General features: G+C 62.1%; 16 protein-coding genes. 10 read left to right on the top strand and 6 right to left on the bottom strand.

Going from position 1 to position 19,087, the window contains the following annotated elements; translation table 11 throughout:
• Positions 1-141: 141 nt before the first annotated feature.
• Together ABH945_RS29960 and ABH945_RS29955 are read right to left on the bottom strand one after the other, a co-directional pair.
• Positions 142-2,811, bottom strand: a complete 2,670-nt coding sequence (locus ABH945_RS29960) for an excinuclease ABC subunit A (RefSeq protein WP_429253045.1) — start codon at positions 2,809-2,811, stop codon at positions 142-144.
• Between the two features lie 232 nt (positions 2,812-3,043).
• On the bottom strand, positions 3,044-4,366 hold the full coding sequence (locus tag ABH945_RS29955) for an MFS transporter (RefSeq protein ID WP_074772708.1): 1,323 nt from the start codon (positions 4,364-4,366) through the stop codon (positions 3,044-3,046).
• 241 nt (positions 4,367-4,607) lie between these two features.
• Between ABH945_RS29955 and ABH945_RS29950 the strand changes: the two genes are divergently transcribed.
• The 7 genes from ABH945_RS29950 to ABH945_RS29920 all read left to right on the top strand — a co-directional run bounded on the left by ABH945_RS29950 (position 4,608) and on the right by ABH945_RS29920 (position 10,235).
• On the top strand, positions 4,608-5,351 hold the full coding sequence (locus ABH945_RS29950; RefSeq protein ID WP_429253044.1) for an IclR family transcriptional regulator: 744 nt from the start codon (positions 4,608-4,610) through the stop codon (positions 5,349-5,351).
• A 77-nt stretch (positions 5,352-5,428) separates the two neighbouring features.
• Positions 5,429-6,481, top strand: a complete 1,053-nt coding sequence (locus tag ABH945_RS29945; protein WP_429253043.1) for a cyclase family protein — start codon at positions 5,429-5,431, stop codon at positions 6,479-6,481.
• Between the two features lie 32 nt (positions 6,482-6,513).
• Positions 6,514-7,215 (top strand): SDR family oxidoreductase, encoded by a 702-nt coding sequence (locus ABH945_RS29940; RefSeq protein ID WP_429253042.1) that lies wholly within the window; start codon positions 6,514-6,516, stop codon positions 7,213-7,215.
• Positions 7,216-7,217: 2 nt separating this feature from the next.
• Positions 7,218-8,177, top strand: a complete 960-nt coding sequence (locus tag ABH945_RS29935) for a 3-hydroxyacyl-CoA dehydrogenase (RefSeq protein WP_429253041.1) — start codon at positions 7,218-7,220, stop codon at positions 8,175-8,177.
• Between the two features lie 82 nt (positions 8,178-8,259).
• Complete coding sequence (locus ABH945_RS29930; protein ID WP_429253040.1) at positions 8,260-9,588, top strand: short-chain fatty acid transporter; 1,329 nt, start codon at positions 8,260-8,262, stop codon at positions 9,586-9,588.
• Positions 9,589-9,643: 55 nt separating this feature from the next.
• Positions 9,644-9,928, top strand: coding sequence for a muconolactone Delta-isomerase (gene catC, locus ABH945_RS29925; protein WP_429253039.1), 285 nt, complete (start codon positions 9,644-9,646; stop codon positions 9,926-9,928).
• Positions 9,929-9,938: 10 nt separating this feature from the next.
• Entirely contained in the window at positions 9,939-10,235 is a 297-nt protein-coding gene (locus ABH945_RS29920; protein WP_429253038.1) for a YciI family protein, read from the top strand.
• Positions 10,236-10,338: 103 nt separating this feature from the next.
• On the opposite strand, the gene ABH945_RS29915 is transcribed toward ABH945_RS29920, so the two are convergent.
• From ABH945_RS29915 to ABH945_RS29900, 4 genes are all read right to left on the bottom strand, one after another.
• Complete coding sequence (locus tag ABH945_RS29915; protein ID WP_429253037.1) at positions 10,339-11,466, bottom strand: porin; 1,128 nt, start codon at positions 11,464-11,466, stop codon at positions 10,339-10,341.
• A 158-nt stretch (positions 11,467-11,624) separates the two neighbouring features.
• Entirely contained in the window at positions 11,625-14,048 is a 2,424-nt protein-coding gene (locus ABH945_RS29910) for a membrane-bound PQQ-dependent dehydrogenase, glucose/quinate/shikimate family (protein WP_429253036.1), read from the bottom strand.
• Positions 14,049-14,905: 857 nt separating this feature from the next.
• Complete coding sequence (locus tag ABH945_RS29905) at positions 14,906-15,205, bottom strand: ArsR/SmtB family transcription factor (RefSeq protein ID WP_074772739.1); 300 nt, start codon at positions 15,203-15,205, stop codon at positions 14,906-14,908.
• 65 nt (positions 15,206-15,270) lie between these two features.
• Positions 15,271-15,783: a DJ-1/PfpI family protein gene (locus ABH945_RS29900; protein ID WP_429253035.1), complete on the bottom strand. Its 513-nt coding sequence runs from the start codon at positions 15,781-15,783 to the stop codon at positions 15,271-15,273.
• Between the two features lie 497 nt (positions 15,784-16,280).
• Between ABH945_RS29900 and ABH945_RS29895 the strand changes: the two genes are divergently transcribed.
• Genes ABH945_RS29895 through ABH945_RS29885 form a run of 3 tightly spaced genes read left to right on the top strand, consistent with a single transcriptional unit; the run spans position 16,281 to position 19,026 of the window.
• Entirely contained in the window at positions 16,281-17,291 is a 1,011-nt protein-coding gene (locus tag ABH945_RS29895; RefSeq protein ID WP_429253034.1) for a GlxA family transcriptional regulator, read from the top strand.
• Positions 17,288-17,833: a G/U mismatch-specific DNA glycosylase gene (mug, locus tag ABH945_RS29890; RefSeq protein ID WP_429253033.1), complete on the top strand. Its 546-nt coding sequence runs from the start codon at positions 17,288-17,290 to the stop codon at positions 17,831-17,833. Before ABH945_RS29895 ends, mug begins: the two co-directional genes overlap by 4 nt.
• A 2-nt stretch (positions 17,834-17,835) precedes the next feature.
• The gene (locus ABH945_RS29885; protein WP_429253032.1) at positions 17,836-19,026 is read left to right on the top strand and encodes an efflux transporter outer membrane subunit; all 1,191 of its coding nucleotides are present in this window, start codon (positions 17,836-17,838) and stop codon (positions 19,024-19,026) included.
• The last annotated feature ends 61 nt before the right edge of the window (positions 19,027-19,087 follow it).

The raw sequence follows: 19,087 nt of genomic DNA, 5'->3' as shown, positions 1-19,087 counted from the left end.
AACAGCGGCGAGCTTGCCGTTCTTGCGCACGGCGGTTCCTGTCTACCGGATGCGGTACATTGCATCGTTCGTCGACAGGAAAGCGCTATGGGTACGCAGTAAGACTGCGCCCGAGCCGTTCCATGCTCGCCAATTCCCGGCTCATGCAATCACGTAACGTCGTAAATACCCCGCCGTGCGGCTCTCCTTTTCGCGCGCGACTTCAGCGGGCGTGCCGCTCGCCACGATGGTTCCACCCGCGTCGCCTGCACCCGGTCCGACATCGACGATCCAGTCGCTTTGCGCGGCCACCCGCATATCGTGCTCGACCATCACCACCGTGTTGCCCGCGTCGACGAGCCGCTGCATCTGCACCATCAGCCGGTCTACGTCGGTGGGATGGAGGCCGGTCGTCGGTTCGTCGAGGATATACAGCGTGTCCCCGCGCTGCGCACGTTGCAGCTCGGTGGCGAGCTTGATGCGTTGCGCTTCGCCGCCCGATAGTTCGGTGGCCGGCTGGCCGAGCCGCAAATAGCCGAGGCCGATGTTGCGTAACGCGTCGAGCGCACGCATCACTGCCGCTTCATCGGCGAAGAAGCTGCATGCTGCATCGACAGTCAGGCCCAGCACGTCAGCGATGTTTTTGCCGCGCCACGCGATTTCCAGTGTCGACGTGTTGTAGCGGGTGCCGTGACAGGTCGAGCAGGGGGCATACACGCTCGGCAGAAAAAGCAGTTCGACACTGACGAAGCCTTCGCCTTCGCAGGTCGGGCAGCGGCCTTGCGCGACGTTGAACGAAAAGCGTCCTGCGTTGTAGTGCCGCTTGCGGGCGGCGGGGGTGTCCGCGAACAGTTTGCGCACGTGGTCGAACAGGCCGGTGTAGGTAGCGAGGTTGGAGCGCGGCGTGCGCCCGATCGGCTTCTGGTCGACGCGCACGAGCCGCCGGACCGCCTCCATGCCGTCGACGATGTGGCCACCAGTCTGCGCCGTCGTGGTGGCGAGCAGCGGGTCCTGTTCATCATCGTCGGGACTGTCGATGGTCTTTCCCAGTCGTCGCGCGACCAGTTCGGGCAGCGCCTGGCTCACGAGGCTCGATTTGCCCGACCCCGATACGCCCGTCACCGTGGTCAGGCAGCCGAGCGGCAACGCGACGCTCAGCCCGCGCAGATTGTTGAGGGTGATGTTGGCGAGCCGCAACCAGCCTGCGGCGTCGCGCACGGTGCGCTCGATGAGTGCCGGCGGCGCGAACAGATGCCGCCGCGTCTGCGACGCTTCAACCGCAGCGAGGCCCGCAGGCGGCCCGCTATAAACGATATGACCGCCGGCTTCGCCGGCCGCCGGGCCGACATCGACCAGCCAGTCGGCGCGTTCCATCATCTGCAAATCGTGCTCGACGACGAACAGCGAATTGCCCGCCGCTTTCAGTTCCTGCAATGCGCTGAAAAGCGCTTCGCCATCGGCGGGATGCAAACCGGCGGATGGCTCGTCGAGCACGTACACGACCCCGAAGAGTTGTGAAGACAGTTGCGTGGCCAGTCGCAAACGCTGCAACTCACCGGACGACAGCGTGGGCGTGCTGCGCTCCAGCGCGAGATAACCCAGGCCAAGATCCACCAGCGCAGTCAGGCGTTCCAGCAGTTCGGCCGCGATGCGCTGCGCCGCGAGTCGCTTCTCATCGGACAGATTCGGCGTACGGCGCACATCGGGCGACGCCTTGTGCGCGGAGCCTCCGGCGGCGACGCGTTTGTCGACGGCATCGCGCATGGCGCTTCTGCTCAGCACGCTGGCTGCGCGGGACGTCGCCGTAACCGGCTCCGGCCATTCGCCGCGTGCGATCGGCTGCAGAATCGCGGCGAGTCCGGCGAGCGGCAACTGCGAAAATTCGCCGATGTCGAGCCCGGCGAATTTCACCGACAACGCTTCTTTCTTGAGCCGTTTGCCGTGGCAAGCCATGCAAGCGCTGCCGACCATATACTGCGACACGCGCTTTTTCATTAGCGCGCTCTGGGTGTTCGCGAAGGTGTGGAGCACGTAGCGGCGCGCGCCCGTGAACGTGCCTTGATAGCTCGGCTCGTCCTTGCGTTTGAGAGCAGCGCGGGTCTCCTTCGGCGTCAGACCGGCGTAGACGGGCACCGTCGGCTGTTCATCGGTGAAGAGAATCCAGTCGCGCGTTTTTTTCGGCAGATCGCGCCAGGGCGTGTCGACGTCGTAGCCGAGCGTCACCAGGATGTCGCGCAGATTCTGTCCGTGCCATGCGGGCGGCCATGCGGCAATCGCGCGCTCGCGGATGGTGAGCGAGTCGTCGGGCACCATCGATTTCTCCGTGACCTCATACACGCGTCCCAGCCCGTGACAAACTGGGCAAGCGCCTTGCACTGTGTTCGGCGAGAAATCTTCGGCGAACAGCATCGGCTGTTTCGGCGGATAGTCACCGGTTCGCGAATACAGCATGCGTACGAGGCTCGATAGGGTCGTCACGCTGCCCACCGATGATCGCGCGCCCGGTGTGCCTCGTTGCTGCTGCAAGGCGACGGCGGGCGGCAAGCCTTCGATCGCGTCGACTTCGGGCACGCCGACCTGTTCGATCAGGCGTCGCGCATACGGCGCGACCGATTCGAAATAGCGCCGCTGCGCCTCCGCGTAAAGCGTGCCGAACGCGAGCGACGATTTGCCCGAGCCCGACACGCCGGTGAACACGACGAGCGCATCGCGCGGAATCTCTACATCGACATTTTTCAGATTGTGTTCCCGGGCGCCACGCACGCTGACAAAGCCAGGACGAGCGCCGGAAGACGAGGAGGCAGAGCGGGGCTTTTTGCGGGGAGTGTCCATGTCGGTCGGGAGCGGAAGAGCACGGTTGCGAACAGTGAGGGTGTACGCATGGGGCATGCCAGGTCCGGCACGACACCTTGCTCCTGCATTTTCACTGAAACCACCCGCGTTCAGAAATGACTTTTAAGCTGCTAGCCCATCCTTTTTGCGAGTGTTTCGCGAGCAATTCAACTCGCCCGCGCCCCTTCCGCCATATCTACTGCCTACTCTCACCGCAGCCGCCCCGCACCCATCAAACCTCCGCCAGCGCCGCCGAACGCGCCGCGTCGCGCGCCCCTTCCTGATGCATGCGCGTGATCAAACCGAGCGCGCAGAACAGCGTAATCAGCACATGAAGGATACCCAGCGCGACGACCGAAAGAATCGATCCGGTTGCGCCGAGCAGGTACTGTCCGAGAATTGGCGTCGTGCCTGCGAACACCATGCCGCAAATCTGGTAGGAAAGCGAAATACCCGTGTAGCGCACCTGAACCGGAAACGATTTGGCGAGGATGCCGGCCATTGCCGCGTAGTACAGCGAATGCGGAATCGAAGCGAGCGCCATGCCGAGCATCGCGAGTTTGGTGGATCCGGTGGCGATCAGCGAGAACATCAACGGCAGCGCGACGATTTCCGGCACCAGCATGTAAATGACCGCTTTTTTCAGGTCCATTTTCGTGGCAAGCACCGCGCCGAACGGTTGCACGATGAGTTGCACAACGATCGCCCCGGTAATCACCGTGAGAAACTGCGTGCGGTCGAAACCGATGCTCGTGACAGCCCACGACAGCGCAAACGTCGTCTTGAAGTAAGTCGCCGACAGGCCGATCACGCAAGCGCCCACGCCCATCGCCACCAGCCCTTTGTGGTTACGCAGGACTTCGCCGATCGGCAGCTTCGCCACCTTGTTTTTGTCCTTCAATTCCTGCATGGCCGGTGATTCGTCGACGCTCATCCGAATGAACATGCCCACCACGACCAGCAGTGCCGAGAACAGAAACGGAATACGCCAGCCCCACGTCATGAACTGGTGATCCGGCAGCATCGAGGTCAGCAGGAAAGCGACGGTAGCCAGCAGATTGCCCGCAGGCGAACCTTGCTGCGCGAACGCGGAATAAAGAATCTCCTTGCCCTTCGGCGCATGTTCCGACGACAGCACCACCGCGCCACCCCATTCGCCGCCCATCGCAATGCCCTGCATCAAGCGCAGCAGAATCAGCAGAGCCGGAGCGAGCAGCCCGACCTGGTTATAGGTGGGCAGCAAGCCCATGCCGGTCGTGCAGCATCCCATCAGCATCAGCGTGATGATCAGCGTTTTCTTGCGGCCGACCTTGTCGCCGAGGTGGCCGAAAATGATCCCGCCGATTGGCCGCGCCAGGAAGCCCACCCAGAAAGTCGCAAAAGCCGCGAGCGTGCCGGCTAGCGCGGACGTTGTCGGGAAGAATATCTTGCCGAGCACAAGCGCCGCCGCCGTGCTGTACGCGTAGAAGTCATACCATTCGATCGTTGTCCCAACGAAAGAGGCAATCCCCGCTTTGCGGGCGTTGCGGTGCTGCGTGTCGAGCGTGAGCGCCATCCTGGTACGTCTCCGGTTTTGTGTCGCGAATGCACGTTGCGGACTTGATGTCCGTCTGCAATTTGTTCGCTAAAAGAACGTAAGGTCCGTTAGCGAACGGAAAGCGCGACTATAGGGACGGCCCGTGAGACGCGTCAATTAAGTGATTACCCTGCGTCCGCTTAATTGAAAACATCGAGCGAGTAGGTGTAAACCCGTCAACCCATTGTAATCTTGGTATCGATATGTCGATAATGTTGTCATGGATGTGAAAACTGCAGTGCGCGTCTTTGACGTGATAAACCTCTTTGCCGAAGTGCGGCAACCCATGATTTACAGCGAGATCGCGCGTCGCACCGAGATCCCGCTGTCGAGTTGTCACGCGCTTTTGCAGACCATGGTGGCCAAGGGCTACCTGTACGCGCCGGGCGTGAAGGCGGGTTACTACCCGACGCAACGGCTGCTGCATGTCGCCCGCGACATCTGCAGCGAAGACCCGTTGACGTTGCTGTTCCAGCCGTTGCTCACTTCGCTACGCGACGCCACCGGCGAAACCGCGGCGCTTGCGACGCTGGCCGGAAATCGCGTGGTCTACCTCGACGTGATGGAGTCGCGGCAAAAGATCCGCTACAGCGACAAACCCGGCGGCTTCATGTACGTGCATGCGAGCGCGGCCGGCAAGGCCTTGCTCGGCGCGCTGTCGGTGGATGCGCGCCGCAGGCTGCTCGACAGTTGCGAACCGTTGACCGCATCGACCGACGGTTCGGTGATCGATCGCAAGACGCTCGAGATCGAAGTGGAAGAGGGCGTGAAAAAAGGCTGGCATCGCTCGACCGGCGAGAACGTCGAAGACGTGGCGGGGCTGGCGCGCGGGTTCCTGATTCACGGCGAGGCGTTCGCGCTCGTGATCGGCGGCCCGAAAGCGCGGTTGCTGAAAAACGAAGCGCGCGCGGTCGAAGCGCTGCTTGAAATTTACGGCCAGATTCCGCCCGCCCTGCTCGCGTGACGGAGTGCTTCACTGTCCGCTGTTCGCGGTCCGCACATGGACAAAACACGCAGCCTGGATTGCCATAGGAAGTTGACATGCGCTGGAAGAACAAACCCGAAGGATCGAACTGGGGCGACTTCGGTCCCGACGACCAACTCGGCAGGCCGAATCTGATCGGCACGCAACAGGTCCTCAAGGGCGCGCGTGAAATCCGCGCGGGTTTGAGTTTTTGCCTGTCGTTGCCGCTCGATTTTCCCGGCGACAACAAGCTGAACGTGCGCCGACATCCGCCCGTGCTGCGGCCGACTTTCAGGGACGGCCTGCCTTACGTCAACTTCCCGTTCGCGCGCAACGAAGCGGGCGCGACCGATGTGGTCAGCGACGACCAGGTGCTACTGAGCCTGCAATACTCGACGCAATGGGACTCGCTCGCGCACGTGGGCGCGCGCTTCGACGCGGACGGCGACGGCGTGCCCGAGAGCGTCTACTACAACGGCTATCGCGCCAACGAAGATATTGTCGGCCCGGTCGAATATCGCGCGAACGAAGGCTTTGCAGCGCACGCGTGCGGCGGCGAACACAGTCACGCCGACGTGCTCGGCATCGAAAATCTCGCGGTGAAGGGCATGCAGGGACGCGGCGTGCTAGTCGACCTGGTGGCGCACTTTGCGCGCGAACATCGCACGGTGGGCTACGACGATCTGATGTTTGCCATCGAAGCCGATCGCGTCGAGATCGAGCGCGGCGACATGCTGGTGCTCCGCACCGGCTTCGCCGAGATGGTGCTGGAGATGAACCGCCAGCCCGACGAAGCGGTGCTCGACAGCCACTGCTGCGCACTCGACGGCCGCGACGAACGGCTGCTGCAATGGATCACCGATTCCGGCATCGCTGCCCTCGCCGCGGACAATTACGCGGTGGAGCGCTATCCCGCACGCGCCCCGGCCACGCCGGGCGACCATCCGCTGATGCCGCTGCATCACCATTGCCTCTTCAAACTCGGTTTGCCGCTCGGCGAACTCTGGTATCTGCGCGATCTCGCCGCGTGGCTGCGCGCAAATGGCCGCTCGCATTTTATGCTGACCGCGCCGCCGCTCCGTCTGCCCGGCGCGATGGGTTCGCCTGTCACGCCGCTCGCCACCGTCTGAGTCTTTCCTCTTTATCACCCTGAATCCGGAACATGGCCAAAGAACGAGTTTTGATTACCGGCGGTGCCGCCGGCATCGGTGCTGCGTGCGCTGAACGTTGCAGGGAAGACGGTTACGACGTGGTCGTGATCGATCGCGTCGGCAATGGATTGATCGCCGATCTGTCGGACCAGCAGGCGACCGCCGACGCGCTCGCACAAGCACTCGCGGATGGTCCCATCACGCGCCTCGTGAACAACGTCGGCGTGGTGGTGCCGGCGAGCGCCGAAGAGCAATCGGCCGAAGAACTCGAACGTGCGTGGGCGCTCAACGTGCGCTGTTCGCTGCAATGCATGCAGGCGTTGTTGCCGGGCATGAAGGCGGCGGGTTTCGGCCGGATCGTGAATATGTCGTCGCGCGCGGCGCTCGGCAAGGAATTGCGCACCGCGTATTCGGCGACCAAGGCCGCGTTGATCGGCATGACGCGCGTGTGGGCGCTCGAACTCGGCGCGTTCGGCGTCACCGCCAATGCGATCGGTCCCGGCCCGATCCGCACCGAGTTGTTCGATCGCGCGAATCCGCCGGATGCACCGCGTACACGCGCGATCATCGAAAGCGTGCCGGTCAAACGCGTCGGGATGCCGGACGATATCGCGCACGCCGCGTCGTATCTGCTGGATGCGCGCAGCGGCTTCGTGACCGGCCAGGTGCTGTACGTGTGCGGCGGCATGACCGTCGGCGTCGCGGGAGTGTGAGCATGAACGCACAGGCGGCGCGGCGGGCGGGCATTGTGGGCGGGGGCAGTATCGGCATTGCGTTCGCGGTGGTGTTTGCACGGGCGGGCTGGCAGGTGCGTCTGTTCGATCCGGCCGCCGGGCGGCGCGATCTCGCGCTTGCAGAAATCATGCAGCGCCTGAACGAGTTGACGCATTTCGGTTTGCTCGATGAAGCCTCCCACGATATCGCCGCCCGTGTCGAAATCGTAGCGAGCCTGGAAGCGGCCGCCGCAGACGCCGATCTCGTGCAGGAGTGCGCGCCGGAAAACGAAGCGCTCAAGCGCGAGTTGTTTATCGAACTCGATTGCGCTGCGCCACCGCACGCGATTCTGGCGAGTGCGTCGTCGTTTCTCGCGGCGTCGCGTTTTGTCGATGAAACGCTGCCGGGTCGCGGACGCTGCGTCGTCGCGCATCCGGGCAATCCTCCGTATCTGATTCCCGTGGTCGAAATCGTGCCCGCGCCTTTTACCGACGACGCGGCCGTCACGCGTGCAATCGGTCTCTACACCGAAGCGGGCCTGAAGCCAGTTCGCGTGGCCAAAGAAGTGGAAGGTTTCATTTTCAACCGGCTGCAAGGCGCGTTGCTACGCGAAGCGTATTGCCTCGTGCGCGATGGCATTGCGTCCGTCGACGATGTGGACACCGTGGTGCGTGAAGGTCTCGGATTGCGCTGGTCCGTGATCGGCCCGTTCGAGACGGCGGATCTGAACACGCGCGGCGGCATCGCTTCGCATGCACAGAAGATGGGGCCGTCGTATGCGCGTATGGGCGCAGAACGCGGCCAGAGCGATCCGTGGACACCGGAACTCGTCGCTGCAGTGGAAGCCGCGCGTCGCAGCGCGATGCCGCTCGAACAGTGGGAAGAACGCGTCGCGTGGCGCGACCGCGCATTGATGGGCTTGACGCGTTATCGCAAAGACTCCGCGCAAAACGAATCGTAGGGAGTATCCGTAAGACCCAGCTTCATTCGCTGTATCACCGCATGACCCGATAAATATATTTGACCAAGCCAGAGACAGTCACATGCAGAAAATCACCGCTTTCTTCACGGAGCTGATGCGTAAGTATCTGCCCGATCCGTTCGTGTTCGCCATCGGCCTCACGTTGCTCACGATGATTCTCGCCGTGCTGGTTCAGGGGCAGGCGGTCAGCGCGCTCACGCTGAGTTGGGGCAAGGGCTTCTGGGCACTGCTTGCGTTCACCACGCAAATGGCGGTGATTCTGGCGATGGGCTACGTGCTCGCCACCGCGCCGCTTACCGAGCGCTTCCTCGATCGTCTCGTCGCACGCGTGCACGATCCGCGCATGGCGGTGATCGTCGCCACGCTGGTCGGCGGGATCGGCAGTTATCTGAATTGGGGCTTCGGCCTCGTGATCGGCGGCATCGTCGCGCGCAAGCTCGCGCTGAGCATCAAGGGCGTGCACTACCCGTTGATCATCGCGTCGGCCTATAGCGGATTTACGATGTACGGTCTCGGTTTGTCGGCAAGTATTCCGGTGCTGATCTCGACCAAAGGGCATCCGATGGAAGCGCAGATGGGCGTGATTCCGCTGTCGGAAACCATCTTCTCGCCCGCGATGCTTCTGACGAGCCTCGTTGTCATTATCACGCTGCCGCTGTTGAATGCGTGGCTGCATCCGAAGCCGGGGCAGCCCGTGACGGAAATCGACCGCGCGTTGAACGAGGCACCGAAAACGGCGACGCCGGCCGTCGATATCGACGAAAGCAATACAATCGCCAATCGCCTGAACAACAGCCGCCTGCTGAGCTATGTGATCGGCGCAATCGGCGTGGTCTACGTGGTGCTGTACTTCCACGGCGGCGGTTCGATGGATCTGAACCTGATCAACTTCATCATCCTGTTCCTCGGCATCATTCTGCTCGGTACGCCGATTCGTTACGTGGAGAAACTGAACGAAGGTATCAGGACGATTAGCGGCATCATTCTGCAGTATCCGTTTTACGCGGGGATCATGGCGATCATGGCGTCGTCGGGTCTGGTGAACACGTTCTCGCATTTCTTCGTGAAGATCGCGACGCCCGCCACGTTGCCGTTCTGGGGGCTGGTCAGTTCGTTCTTCATCAACTTCTTCGCGCCGTCGGGCGGCGGTCACTGGGTGATTCAGGGGCCGTTCATGATCGAGGCGGCCAAGTCGATCGGCGCTTCGGTGGGACATACCGCGACGGCCGTGATGCTCGGCAATGCGTGGAACGATCTGGTCCAGCCGTTCTGGATTCTGCCGGCGCTCGCGCTATCGAAGCTGAAACTGAAGGACATCATGGGATATACGGTGATCATGATGTTCTGGATCGGCATTGTGTACACGGTGGCGGTTCTCGCCTGGGGTTGAGTCAACACATGGCCGCCCGCAAAGGCGGCCTGTTCAATGCAATGGAGTGGTTCGAATGCTGTATCTCGTTCACATGCAGGTTCAGATTCCTGCCGACGCCGACACGGCGCTCACCGATCGTCTGAAAGCCGAAGAAAAAGCGTTCTCGCAAAATCTGCAACGCGAAGGGAAGTGGCGCCATTTGTGGCGCGTCGCCGGCCAGTACGCGAATTACAGCGTATTCGACGTGGAGTCGCACGACGAGCTGCATACGCTGCTCAGTGCGTTGCCGCTGTTTCCTTATATGGTGCTCGACGTCACGCCGCTGGCGCAGCACCCGTCCGCTATTGCGTCGAACTGAAAGGAGTCGCATGCCCTACATCATCGAAACATTCGATAAGCCGGGTCACGCCGACATGCGCGCTCGCGAGCGCGACACGCACCTGGCGTTTCTGGAAAAGCACAAGGCGCTGCTGCTTGCCTGCGGCGCGAAGCTGAACGACGACGGCAGTGGCGCGGGCGGCGGCGTGTATGTCGTCGATCTGGAAACGCGCGACGAAGCCGAACAATTTATCGCTGCCGATCCGTTCTTTCTGGCCGGATTGTTCGAGCGCGTGACGATCACGCGCTGGCGCAAAGCGTATCTCGATGGCGAGTGTTATCTGTAAGCGCGGACAGGCAACGGGTGAGCGCGGCTGATTTGACAGGCGCTATGTAAGCCTGTGTGCGAGTGCTTGCCGGCGGCACGCCCTGACTTCATCCGCGCATCGCCTAGAAGCGGTTAATCATCCCGAACTGCACGCCTCGCACGCTCGCGCCGGGCCACGACGGCGTAAGCCCGGTGACGTTCACCCCTTTCAGCGTCATTTCGCCGTCGCCGCGATTGCGCAGCCAGCCCGCACTCGCATAAAGCAGCACACGTTTCGACAGATCGTATTCGCACGCGGCGCTGAACTGGTCGGCGTTGTCGTCGCCTCCCGAGCGGTCGCGCATGTAGGTGTAGCCGAGCGACGCGCGGAAGCGGTCGCTGAGCGCATAGCGCGCCGACACCGACGCGCCGTCGTTGTGATAGCGCGGCGTGCCGCCGTCGCCGTTGAAGAATGACAGGAATCCGGTGACGGGTCCGTACACATAAGAGACGCCGCCGAGATTGGCGCGCAACGCGCCGTCGCCGTGCGTCTGCTGATGCGCGTAGGAAATGCGGAATGGTCCGTTGCGCCACGCGAGCGTTTCGATGTGGGCGGCGACGCCGTTGCCGTCACCGTCGGTGGAGTCGCGCAGCGAGGCCATCAACGTCGTCGAGAAGCCGTGGAATTCGGGCGACAGATACGTGATTGCGTTGCTCTCGTACGGGGTGATCTTCGACAGATTGTCGAGCCCCGAGGCGATCGTGCCGGCGCCGAACGCGTCGAGTTGTCCCTTGAACGGAATGTAGATCGGCGAATACTGACGGCCCACGCGGACCGTGCCGTAGGGCGTCGATGCGCCGACCCAGGCCTGACGATTGAAGATCGAGCCGGCGACGGCGAGCGAACCATTGCTCGAGCTGAAACCGTTTTCCAGGTCGAACAGAATCTTGACGCCGTTGCCGATGTCTTCCGCGCCGCGCACGCCGACGCGTGAGCCGCGATAGGCGCCGGAGTCCATGCGCGCAACGTAGCCCGCGCCGGGGTTGGTGATTTCGATGCTGGTGTCGATCGCGCCGTACAGCGTGACCGAGCTTTGCGCGTGGGCCGTCACCGCGGATGCGGCGAACACGGCCAGCATTGCCGAGCTACGTTGGGCGAATCGGCTGAGCGCGCGCAGCGCGGTGCGTGATCCTGCGGGTTCGCGAAGCGGGTGACGTAAAGGCGAGGCTTCACGGCGCGCGGCATACGGCGCGATTGGTGAGTCGTTCATAAAAGCTGAAAAAGAACCGCACGCAATGCGCTGCGGGGATCGCAAGAAAAAACGGCATGCGGCCAACGCGGAACTGCGTCGACGGCATGCCGTTGCCAGGATTGCGTGCGCTGAAGCGCGTGAAAAGCTAACCGCGCTTCAGGCTCTCGCGTCGCGAGTTATTGCGGCAACGCGTAGGCGATCACGTAGTCGCCACGATCCGGCGACTGACGTGCGCCGCCCGCCGAGATCACGATGTACTGGCGGCCGTTGACCTGATAGCTCATCGGCGTGCCCTGGCTGCCCACGGGCAGACGAGCCTTCCAGACTTCCTTGCCGGTCGAGCTGTCGAACGCGCGCAGATAGTAGTCCTGGGTCGCGGCGAAAAACACGAGGCCGCCGCCGGTGCTGAGCGAGCCGCCGATTGTCGGCATCCCGATCGGGGCCGGCATGTGCATCTGCACGCCGGCGAGGCGGGTGTCGCTCACCGTGCCGAGCGGCACTTGCCACGCGACGCTGCGCGTCTTCAGGTCGATTGCCGTCAGGCTGCCGAACGGCGGCTTCTGGCAAGGAATGCCCAGCGGCGAGAAGAAGCGGTCCTTGGTCACCGAGTACGGCGTGCCGCCGAGCGGTACCGCGCCCATGCCCGCGTTCACAGCTTCGTTACCGTCCGACGTGCCGCTGCGAGTCGCTTCCTTGACGAGGCGCACCCACAGACCGAGGCGCATGTCGTTCACGAAGATCATGCCCGCGTCCGGGTCATACGACAGACCACCCCAGTTCATCCCGCCGAGCGAGCCGGGGAAGCTGAGCGACGTGTCGGTGTCCGGTGCAGTGAACTTACCGTCATAACGCATGCCGTGGAAAATGATCCGGCACATCATCTGGTCGATGGGCGTCATGCCCCACATGTCCGAGCCCTTCAGCACTTCCGCGCCGATCTGCGGCATGCCGACAGACACTGGCTGGGTCTTCGAGTACGGCTCGCCCGGGATCGTCGCGGTCTTCACCGGCTGTTCGACGACCTTCGTCAGCGGCTTGCCGGTCAGACGGTCGAGCACGAACAGTTGACCCATCTTCGTGCCGACCACCAGCGCCGGCACCGTCTTGCCGCCTTCGACCGGGAAGTCGATCAGCGTCGGCTGCATCGGCACGTCGTAGTCCCACAGATCGTGGTGGACGGTCTGGAAGTGCCACTTTTCAACGCCGGTCGTCGCATCGAGTGCGAGGATCGACGCACCGTACGACTCGTCGAGCGACGTGCGCTTCACGCCCCACAGGTCGATTGCCGCATTGCCGACCGGCATGTACACCGTGTTCGACGTCGCGTCGTACGACATCGGCGCCCACACGTTGGGCGTCGAGCGCGTGAATGTCTTGCCTGCTGCGGGCGCCTGCTTGTCCTGCGGATTGCCCGGGTCGAACGCCCATTTCATCGCGCCGGTGATCACGTCGAAGCCGCGGATCACGCCGCCCGGCATGTCGAGCGACACGTTGTCCGCGACGCGGCCGCCGACCACAATGGTCGTGCCCGCGACGGTCGGCGCGGAGGTCAGTTCATAGAGTGGGTCGGTCGCACTGCCGAGACCTGCCTTCAGATCGATCATGCCGTTCTGACCGAAGTCCGGGCAGAGCTTGCCGGTGTCCGCGTCGAGCGCGACGAGACGGGCGTCGATCGTGTTCATGAAGATGCGGCGACGGCAGACGGCCTGGTCAGCCGGCAACGCAACCGGCGTGATCGGCGTCGAACCGCTGACACTCGGCTGTTGCACCGGCTTCGTCGTATCGAAGTACGCGAGGCCGCGGCAACGCACCCAGACGGTCGTCTTGCTCGGGAATGCATGACGCCACTTTTCGTGACCGCTCGCGGCGTCGAGCGCGATTACCGTGTTGTGCGGCGAGCACACGTAAAGCGTATCGCCAACCTGCAACGGAGTTTCCTGATCTTCCGCGCCGCCGCCGGTCGGGCTGAGCGGCACGTCGCCGGTGTGATAGGTCCACGCAACCTGCAGATCCTTCACGTTGTCGCGATTGATCTGCGGAATGCCGACGAAGCGGTCGCCGCCAGCCGAGTGGCCGTACGCGGACCAGTCGCCACCACCGGTGTGATTTCTCGCGAGAGGGGCGCTCGACTCGGTGCCGAACGTGCCGTGCGGAATGAACATGCCATACACGAACAGTGCATTGCAGGCGAGCAGCACGACGCCGACCGTCCACGCAAAGCCCTTCGCAGAACTCTTGCCCTCGAAACGGCGCAGCGCCGGATAGACCGGCGCGAGCACCATTGCCAGCATCGTGAACATGAAGATGCGAGCTTGCAGCGGCCAGAAGTCGATACCGCTTTCCCAGAGAGCCCACAGCGCAGTTGCAATGACCGCGACGATGAAGATCAGGTAGGCGTTCGAGCGGCGGCGCGCGAACTGGATGCCGGCCGCGCAGACGGCGAGGCCCATCAGCAGGTAGTACCAGCTGCCGCCGCGGGCGATCAGCATGCCGCCGCCGATGGCGAAATACAGGCCGAGCAGAAGGCCCACTCCACCCACGACGGACAGGCCGACACGGGCCGCCGTAGATGGTGGCTTAGTTTGAGTTTGCTTGGACATTACTTGTCTTCATTAATACGCAAAAAATAGCGCATGCAAGCGGTCGCCCGAATTGCGGCGGCGTGCATGGGCCAGGTCGTAAAGCCGGCGCGCACTGGCTCCGGCGGTGATGAATCGGCTCGTGCCGGAAGCCGGTCAAGGCTTCCGGGTGATGACGCCAGGTCATCGCGTTCTGCTGCACATACTCTGGACGAGGATGAGTCCCGTCTGCTCCGTGACGCTGGCGGCATCGCGTGCATTGCGATGCCGGCACCGGATCGAAGCTAACCATCGCCTCTGATTTCGCCGAGGCCCGAGCGGACATTGCACCGCAGGCTGATCGGGCGAACGGGTGGCTCGCGAAGGTTGGACGAAGCAGTGCGCATGTGCATCGGCCCAGTTTCCGTGGGCTGCGTGACGTTGACGCGGATGAGTCACAGCACTCACGTTTTGTGCTAGCAACTAACTAGTTCGTACATTTTAATACAAAAAAGACGGCTTCGCCTTGTTGAGCGCAAAACTGATAATTTCGGCTAAATGCAGGCAATTTGTGTGTTTTTAACGGCTAAGGTTCGTGCGTGGAGCTGTGATGATCGATCTCTTAATATGAACAGGTTGGTTAATAAGGTATGTTAATTAGCGAGCGTCGACGAGTGGGAGCGCTTTCACTAGTGCCGGCCCACACTTCTTACCGGTTACAGCTTGCGTCATCTCGTCACTGCAACAAGACGCGCCAGAAGGCATGTCTAAACGCCCTGACGGGATTTTGCAGAAGGGGAGTTGAAAGGTTTGGTGGGGACTTTTCTGGAAATTCGCGCTGTGTCTGAATGACCCGCATCATCTGATAGGAGACGGGCGAGCGACTCCGCGCTTATCGGCTAAAGATGACTGCCGAGTCCCGCCGTAAAGGCACGAATGACTTCCTCGTTGCGCGTCAGAAATAGCCACTGACTGACGCGGGTGGACACGAGCAGTCTCGCCTCGATCAATGCCGTGACATGCGCCGATACGGTAGATTGCGACAGGCAACTCAACGCGAGAATCGCGTTCAACGGTACTCCGCGCCCGACATCGACATACCCGCTCGTGAAGTATTGATCCGGTGTCTTCAGCCACTTCAGGATATCGCGGCGAAACGGATTCGCGAGTGCCTTGTAAATCAGATTGTCATCGATCATGGAATGAGGAAATTCGTCTGATGGTAGCCGGTCCTGTGGGCAGCGATTGCCAGATCCAGGCAGCGTCAAAGTCGCACCCAGTTGCACTGGCGTGAGAGTGACTTCGCAACGCCTAACGCGGTCTCCTCTCCCAGATCCTGGCTGACCAGGCGTAGCGCCATTTCGATACTGTCGGTGGCGCCTCGCGACAAGTAGAGCTGGCCATCTCGTCCGCAACGCGGATCGGTCAGGCCGGCGCGTGCGAGCAGACAGGCTCCGTTGGATACCGAGGCGAGCCTTCGGACGCCACGTCCCGCATCGCTGAGCCAATCCACGAGTTCGTGATGCAGCCGCCCCGGGTCGGCCATTGGAGAACCCGGTACGACGACGATATCGAATGAAGGAAGTGCATCCCGCAAGCATTCCGTTGTATCTACCGAAATGCCGCTCGAACATTGAACGGGTCCCAGTGATGGACCTACGAGATGCTGTTCATACATCGTTTCTCCGCACAGGCGATTCGTCTCGTGGAAAACATCCATTGGCCCACTCACTTCGAGCAGCCGGAAGCCTGTGTACAGCATCATCGCAACATGCATATGCCATTACTCCGGGAATCTGTCGACGACGAACGGTCGCGCCTCGCTCGTGTGGCGGCAACTTATACGTCGCGCGTTCAACATGATGAAAGCGTCTTCGCCGATGGTCGCGAAGCAACCTGCTCCGCAAATTCTGGTGCAGCGGATGTCGCCGTATTCGGGTGTTCCAGTCTAGTCAGCCGGCCCGGACGTGCAAACTGGCGGATGTCTCAGTACCCGGCCAAACGGGCTTGATTTTGTGCCAGCGGACTCGCAGAGGCCACGCTGCATGCCGTTCCCGGCTAACGACGTCGGTCCGCGCGACGTTCCCCGAGGCCGTCTTTCATTACACAGACGCAAAAGTCAATTGCCGGCTAGTGAGTCACCGTTTTCAGGACATTGGGGTAATCTGGGCCATCGCTCTTCAATAGAGGCTAGTCGGCCCGACCAGCCCTTCGGCTCGGTGCTGATAAACCGCCGGTATTGAACAGGCTCATTTAATCCAACAAGGTCACGGCATGAAAGTCGCCATTGTTATATTCGATGGTGTGCAGGCGCTCGATGTGGCGGGCCCTCTCGACGTATTTGCGGAAGCAAACACGTTCCTCTCCGGGCAGCAGAAATACGAGGTTTCTCTCGTGGGCCCGCGAGCTGGTGCGGTGGTCTGCTCGAACGGGATGCAACTTTCGGTGCCGTTTGGCTATGCGGATATCGATACGCGTTGGGACCTGTTGCTGATCGCCGGCGGTCCACAGCTTCCGGACATCAGGCCGCCTGCTGAATTTCTCACGTGGCTGCTGAAGCAGGCCCACGACGCGACGCGCTTTGGCTCCGTCTGCAATGGAGCATTCGTGCTCGCGCACGCGGGACTGCTCGACGGCAAGGAGGTGACGACACATTGGGCTGACGCCGGCCGGCTTGCGCAGGAATTCCCGCAGGTAAGCGTTCAGCCAGACAAGATTTTCGTTCGCGATGGGCGCCTCTTCACGTCTGCAGGTGTGACGGCTGGAATCGATCTGTGCCTGTCGCTGGTCGCGGAAGACTGGGGACACGAACTGGCCGTGCGTGTTGCAAAACGTCTGGTCGTCTACATCCAGCGCGAGGGCGGGCAGTCGCAATACAGTCCGTACATTGGAGCGGGCAGCGATGAAGATCCGATTATCGGCAAAATCCACCGCTACGTGACCGACCATATCACCGACGTGCTGTCGATCGAACAGCTCGCGGGCGCGGTTGCAGTAAGCCGTCGGACCTTCTCGCGATTATTCGAGAAGTACGCGAACGTCACGCCGTCGGTATTCGTCGAGCAGGTTCGGGTCGACACTGCGAGAAAGTTACTCGAGGAGTCGGATGCGCCGCTCAAGACCGTGGCATTCAAATGCGGCTTTCGCAGCGCCACGCATATGCGCACGACTTTCTCGCGGCGGCTGGAGGTCACACCGAAACAGTACCGGCAACGATTTCGCGGCGATGCTGGTAGCGAGTCGCGCGCCGGTAACGCTGTTGAGCAGCGGCTGACCGTTCAATGAGCGAAACTCTCGTCGCTTCCCGCGATGCCCCGCACTCTCTGCCGGATCTTCTTGCGCCTGGCCTGTCGGTTGTATTTTGCGGAATCAACCCGGGCGTGCGGGCAGCGTCGTCGGGGCATCACTTCGACGGCAGAGGGAATCGTTTCTGGCGCGTGCTTCATCTCGCAGGCTTTACGTCAGAACAAATTCGCCCCGAAAACGATCGCACGATTCTTCGCTATGGGTACGGCCTCACCACCGTGGTCGCACGACCAACTGCGCAGGCCGCCGAGTTATCGCGCGAAGAGATCGAACTGGCGGGAGAGACTTTCCGGCGGAAGATAGAGCGATACGCGCCGCGTCACGTTGTTTTCCTCGGCAAGATGGCGATCTCGGCGATGTCGGGCTCGCGCAATATCCAGTGGGGACCACAGGCCGACCTGTTTGGCGGCGCACACGCGTGGGTCGTGCCGAACCCGAGCGGGCTGAACCGCGCGTTCGACCTGGCTTCGCTAGTGACCGCCTACGGAGAGGTTCGTGCCGCGGTCGTAGCCACGCCCTGAAGATGCGCGTTATCGCGAAGCGCGTCGGTCACGAACTCGACGAAAGCCCGAATCTTGCCGCGAGTCAATCGCAGTCCGCATCGGGGAATACGCCGCTTGGCGTCGCGCCGCTGCCGGGGTCGTCGGGTTCGCCTGCTTATAACCTCTATCAGGCTGGCTTCGACGCATCGTGGGAACTCGATATCTGGGGCGGCGTCCGGCGTGGTGTGGAAGCCGCGTCGGCCTCGGCGGATGCTTCGTACGAGGATCGGAACGCCGTTCTGCTCTCGGCTCGTGCCGAACTCGCGAGAGACTATATCGAGTTGCGCGAAACCCAGTCGCTTCTGCGGATCGCAAGAGAGAATCTCGACATTGCCCGCAATACGGCGAAGCTCACACAAATACGCGCGAAAGAAGGAGTGACCACCGATCTGGATGTGGCGAATGCATCCGCGCAGGCAGCGTCGATCGAAAGTCTGATCCCGACACTGGAATCGCGATGCGAAACCACGATCAACGCGATTGGTGTGCTGCTCGCCAAAGAACCGGGAGCGCTCCAGCAAACCCTCGGCGACGCGCACGATGTGCCGGCACTCCCGGCGCAAGTGCCAATCGGATTTCCGTCGGAACTCGTGCAACGCAGACCCGATATCAGAAGGGCGGAAGCGCAGTTGCATGCGGCCACCGCTTCGATTGGCATGGCGAAAGCGGATTTTTATCCGCGTATATCGCTCAATGGCAGTGCGGGTTTTCAAAGCCTTCAGCTTTCGAGTCTTGCTAACTGGGCGTCGGGGCAGTTCGTAGTCGGGCCATCCATCACGATGCCGATTTTCGAGGGCGGGCGTCTGAAGGGAACGCTGCAACTGCGTGAGGCGCAACAGCAGGAGGCGGCCATTGTCTATCGGCACACGGTGCTGGACGCCTGGCGCCAGGTAGACGATTCGCTCGTCGTCTACGACGCGGAGCAGTTGCGTCAGGAGCGGCTGTCCGCCGTGGTCGCACTGAATCAGCGGGCACTCTCGATCGCGCAGCAGCGCTACAAGGGCGGAGCGCTCGACTATCTCGACGTGCTGAACGTGCAGAAGCAACTGCTCGACGCGCAGAGCAACCTCGAACAGAGCAAGGCGACGGCCGACGCGAATCTGATCACGCTTTGCAAGGCGCTCGGCGGCGGCTGGCAATCGACTTACGCCGATCCTTATGTGTCGCGCTGAGCGAGATCGGGAGATGAGAGATTGCCGACGATGCGGGCGGCGGTTCTGGTGCAGCGGATAT

The sequence above is a fragment of the Paraburkholderia sp. GAS333 genome (assembly GCF_050435665.1).
In the GTDB taxonomy this organism is placed as follows: domain Bacteria; phylum Pseudomonadota; class Gammaproteobacteria; order Burkholderiales; family Burkholderiaceae; genus Paraburkholderia; species Paraburkholderia fungorum_A.
Note: the sequence above shows the minus strand (reverse complement) of the source record. Positions and strands in the feature narration are given on the sequence as shown.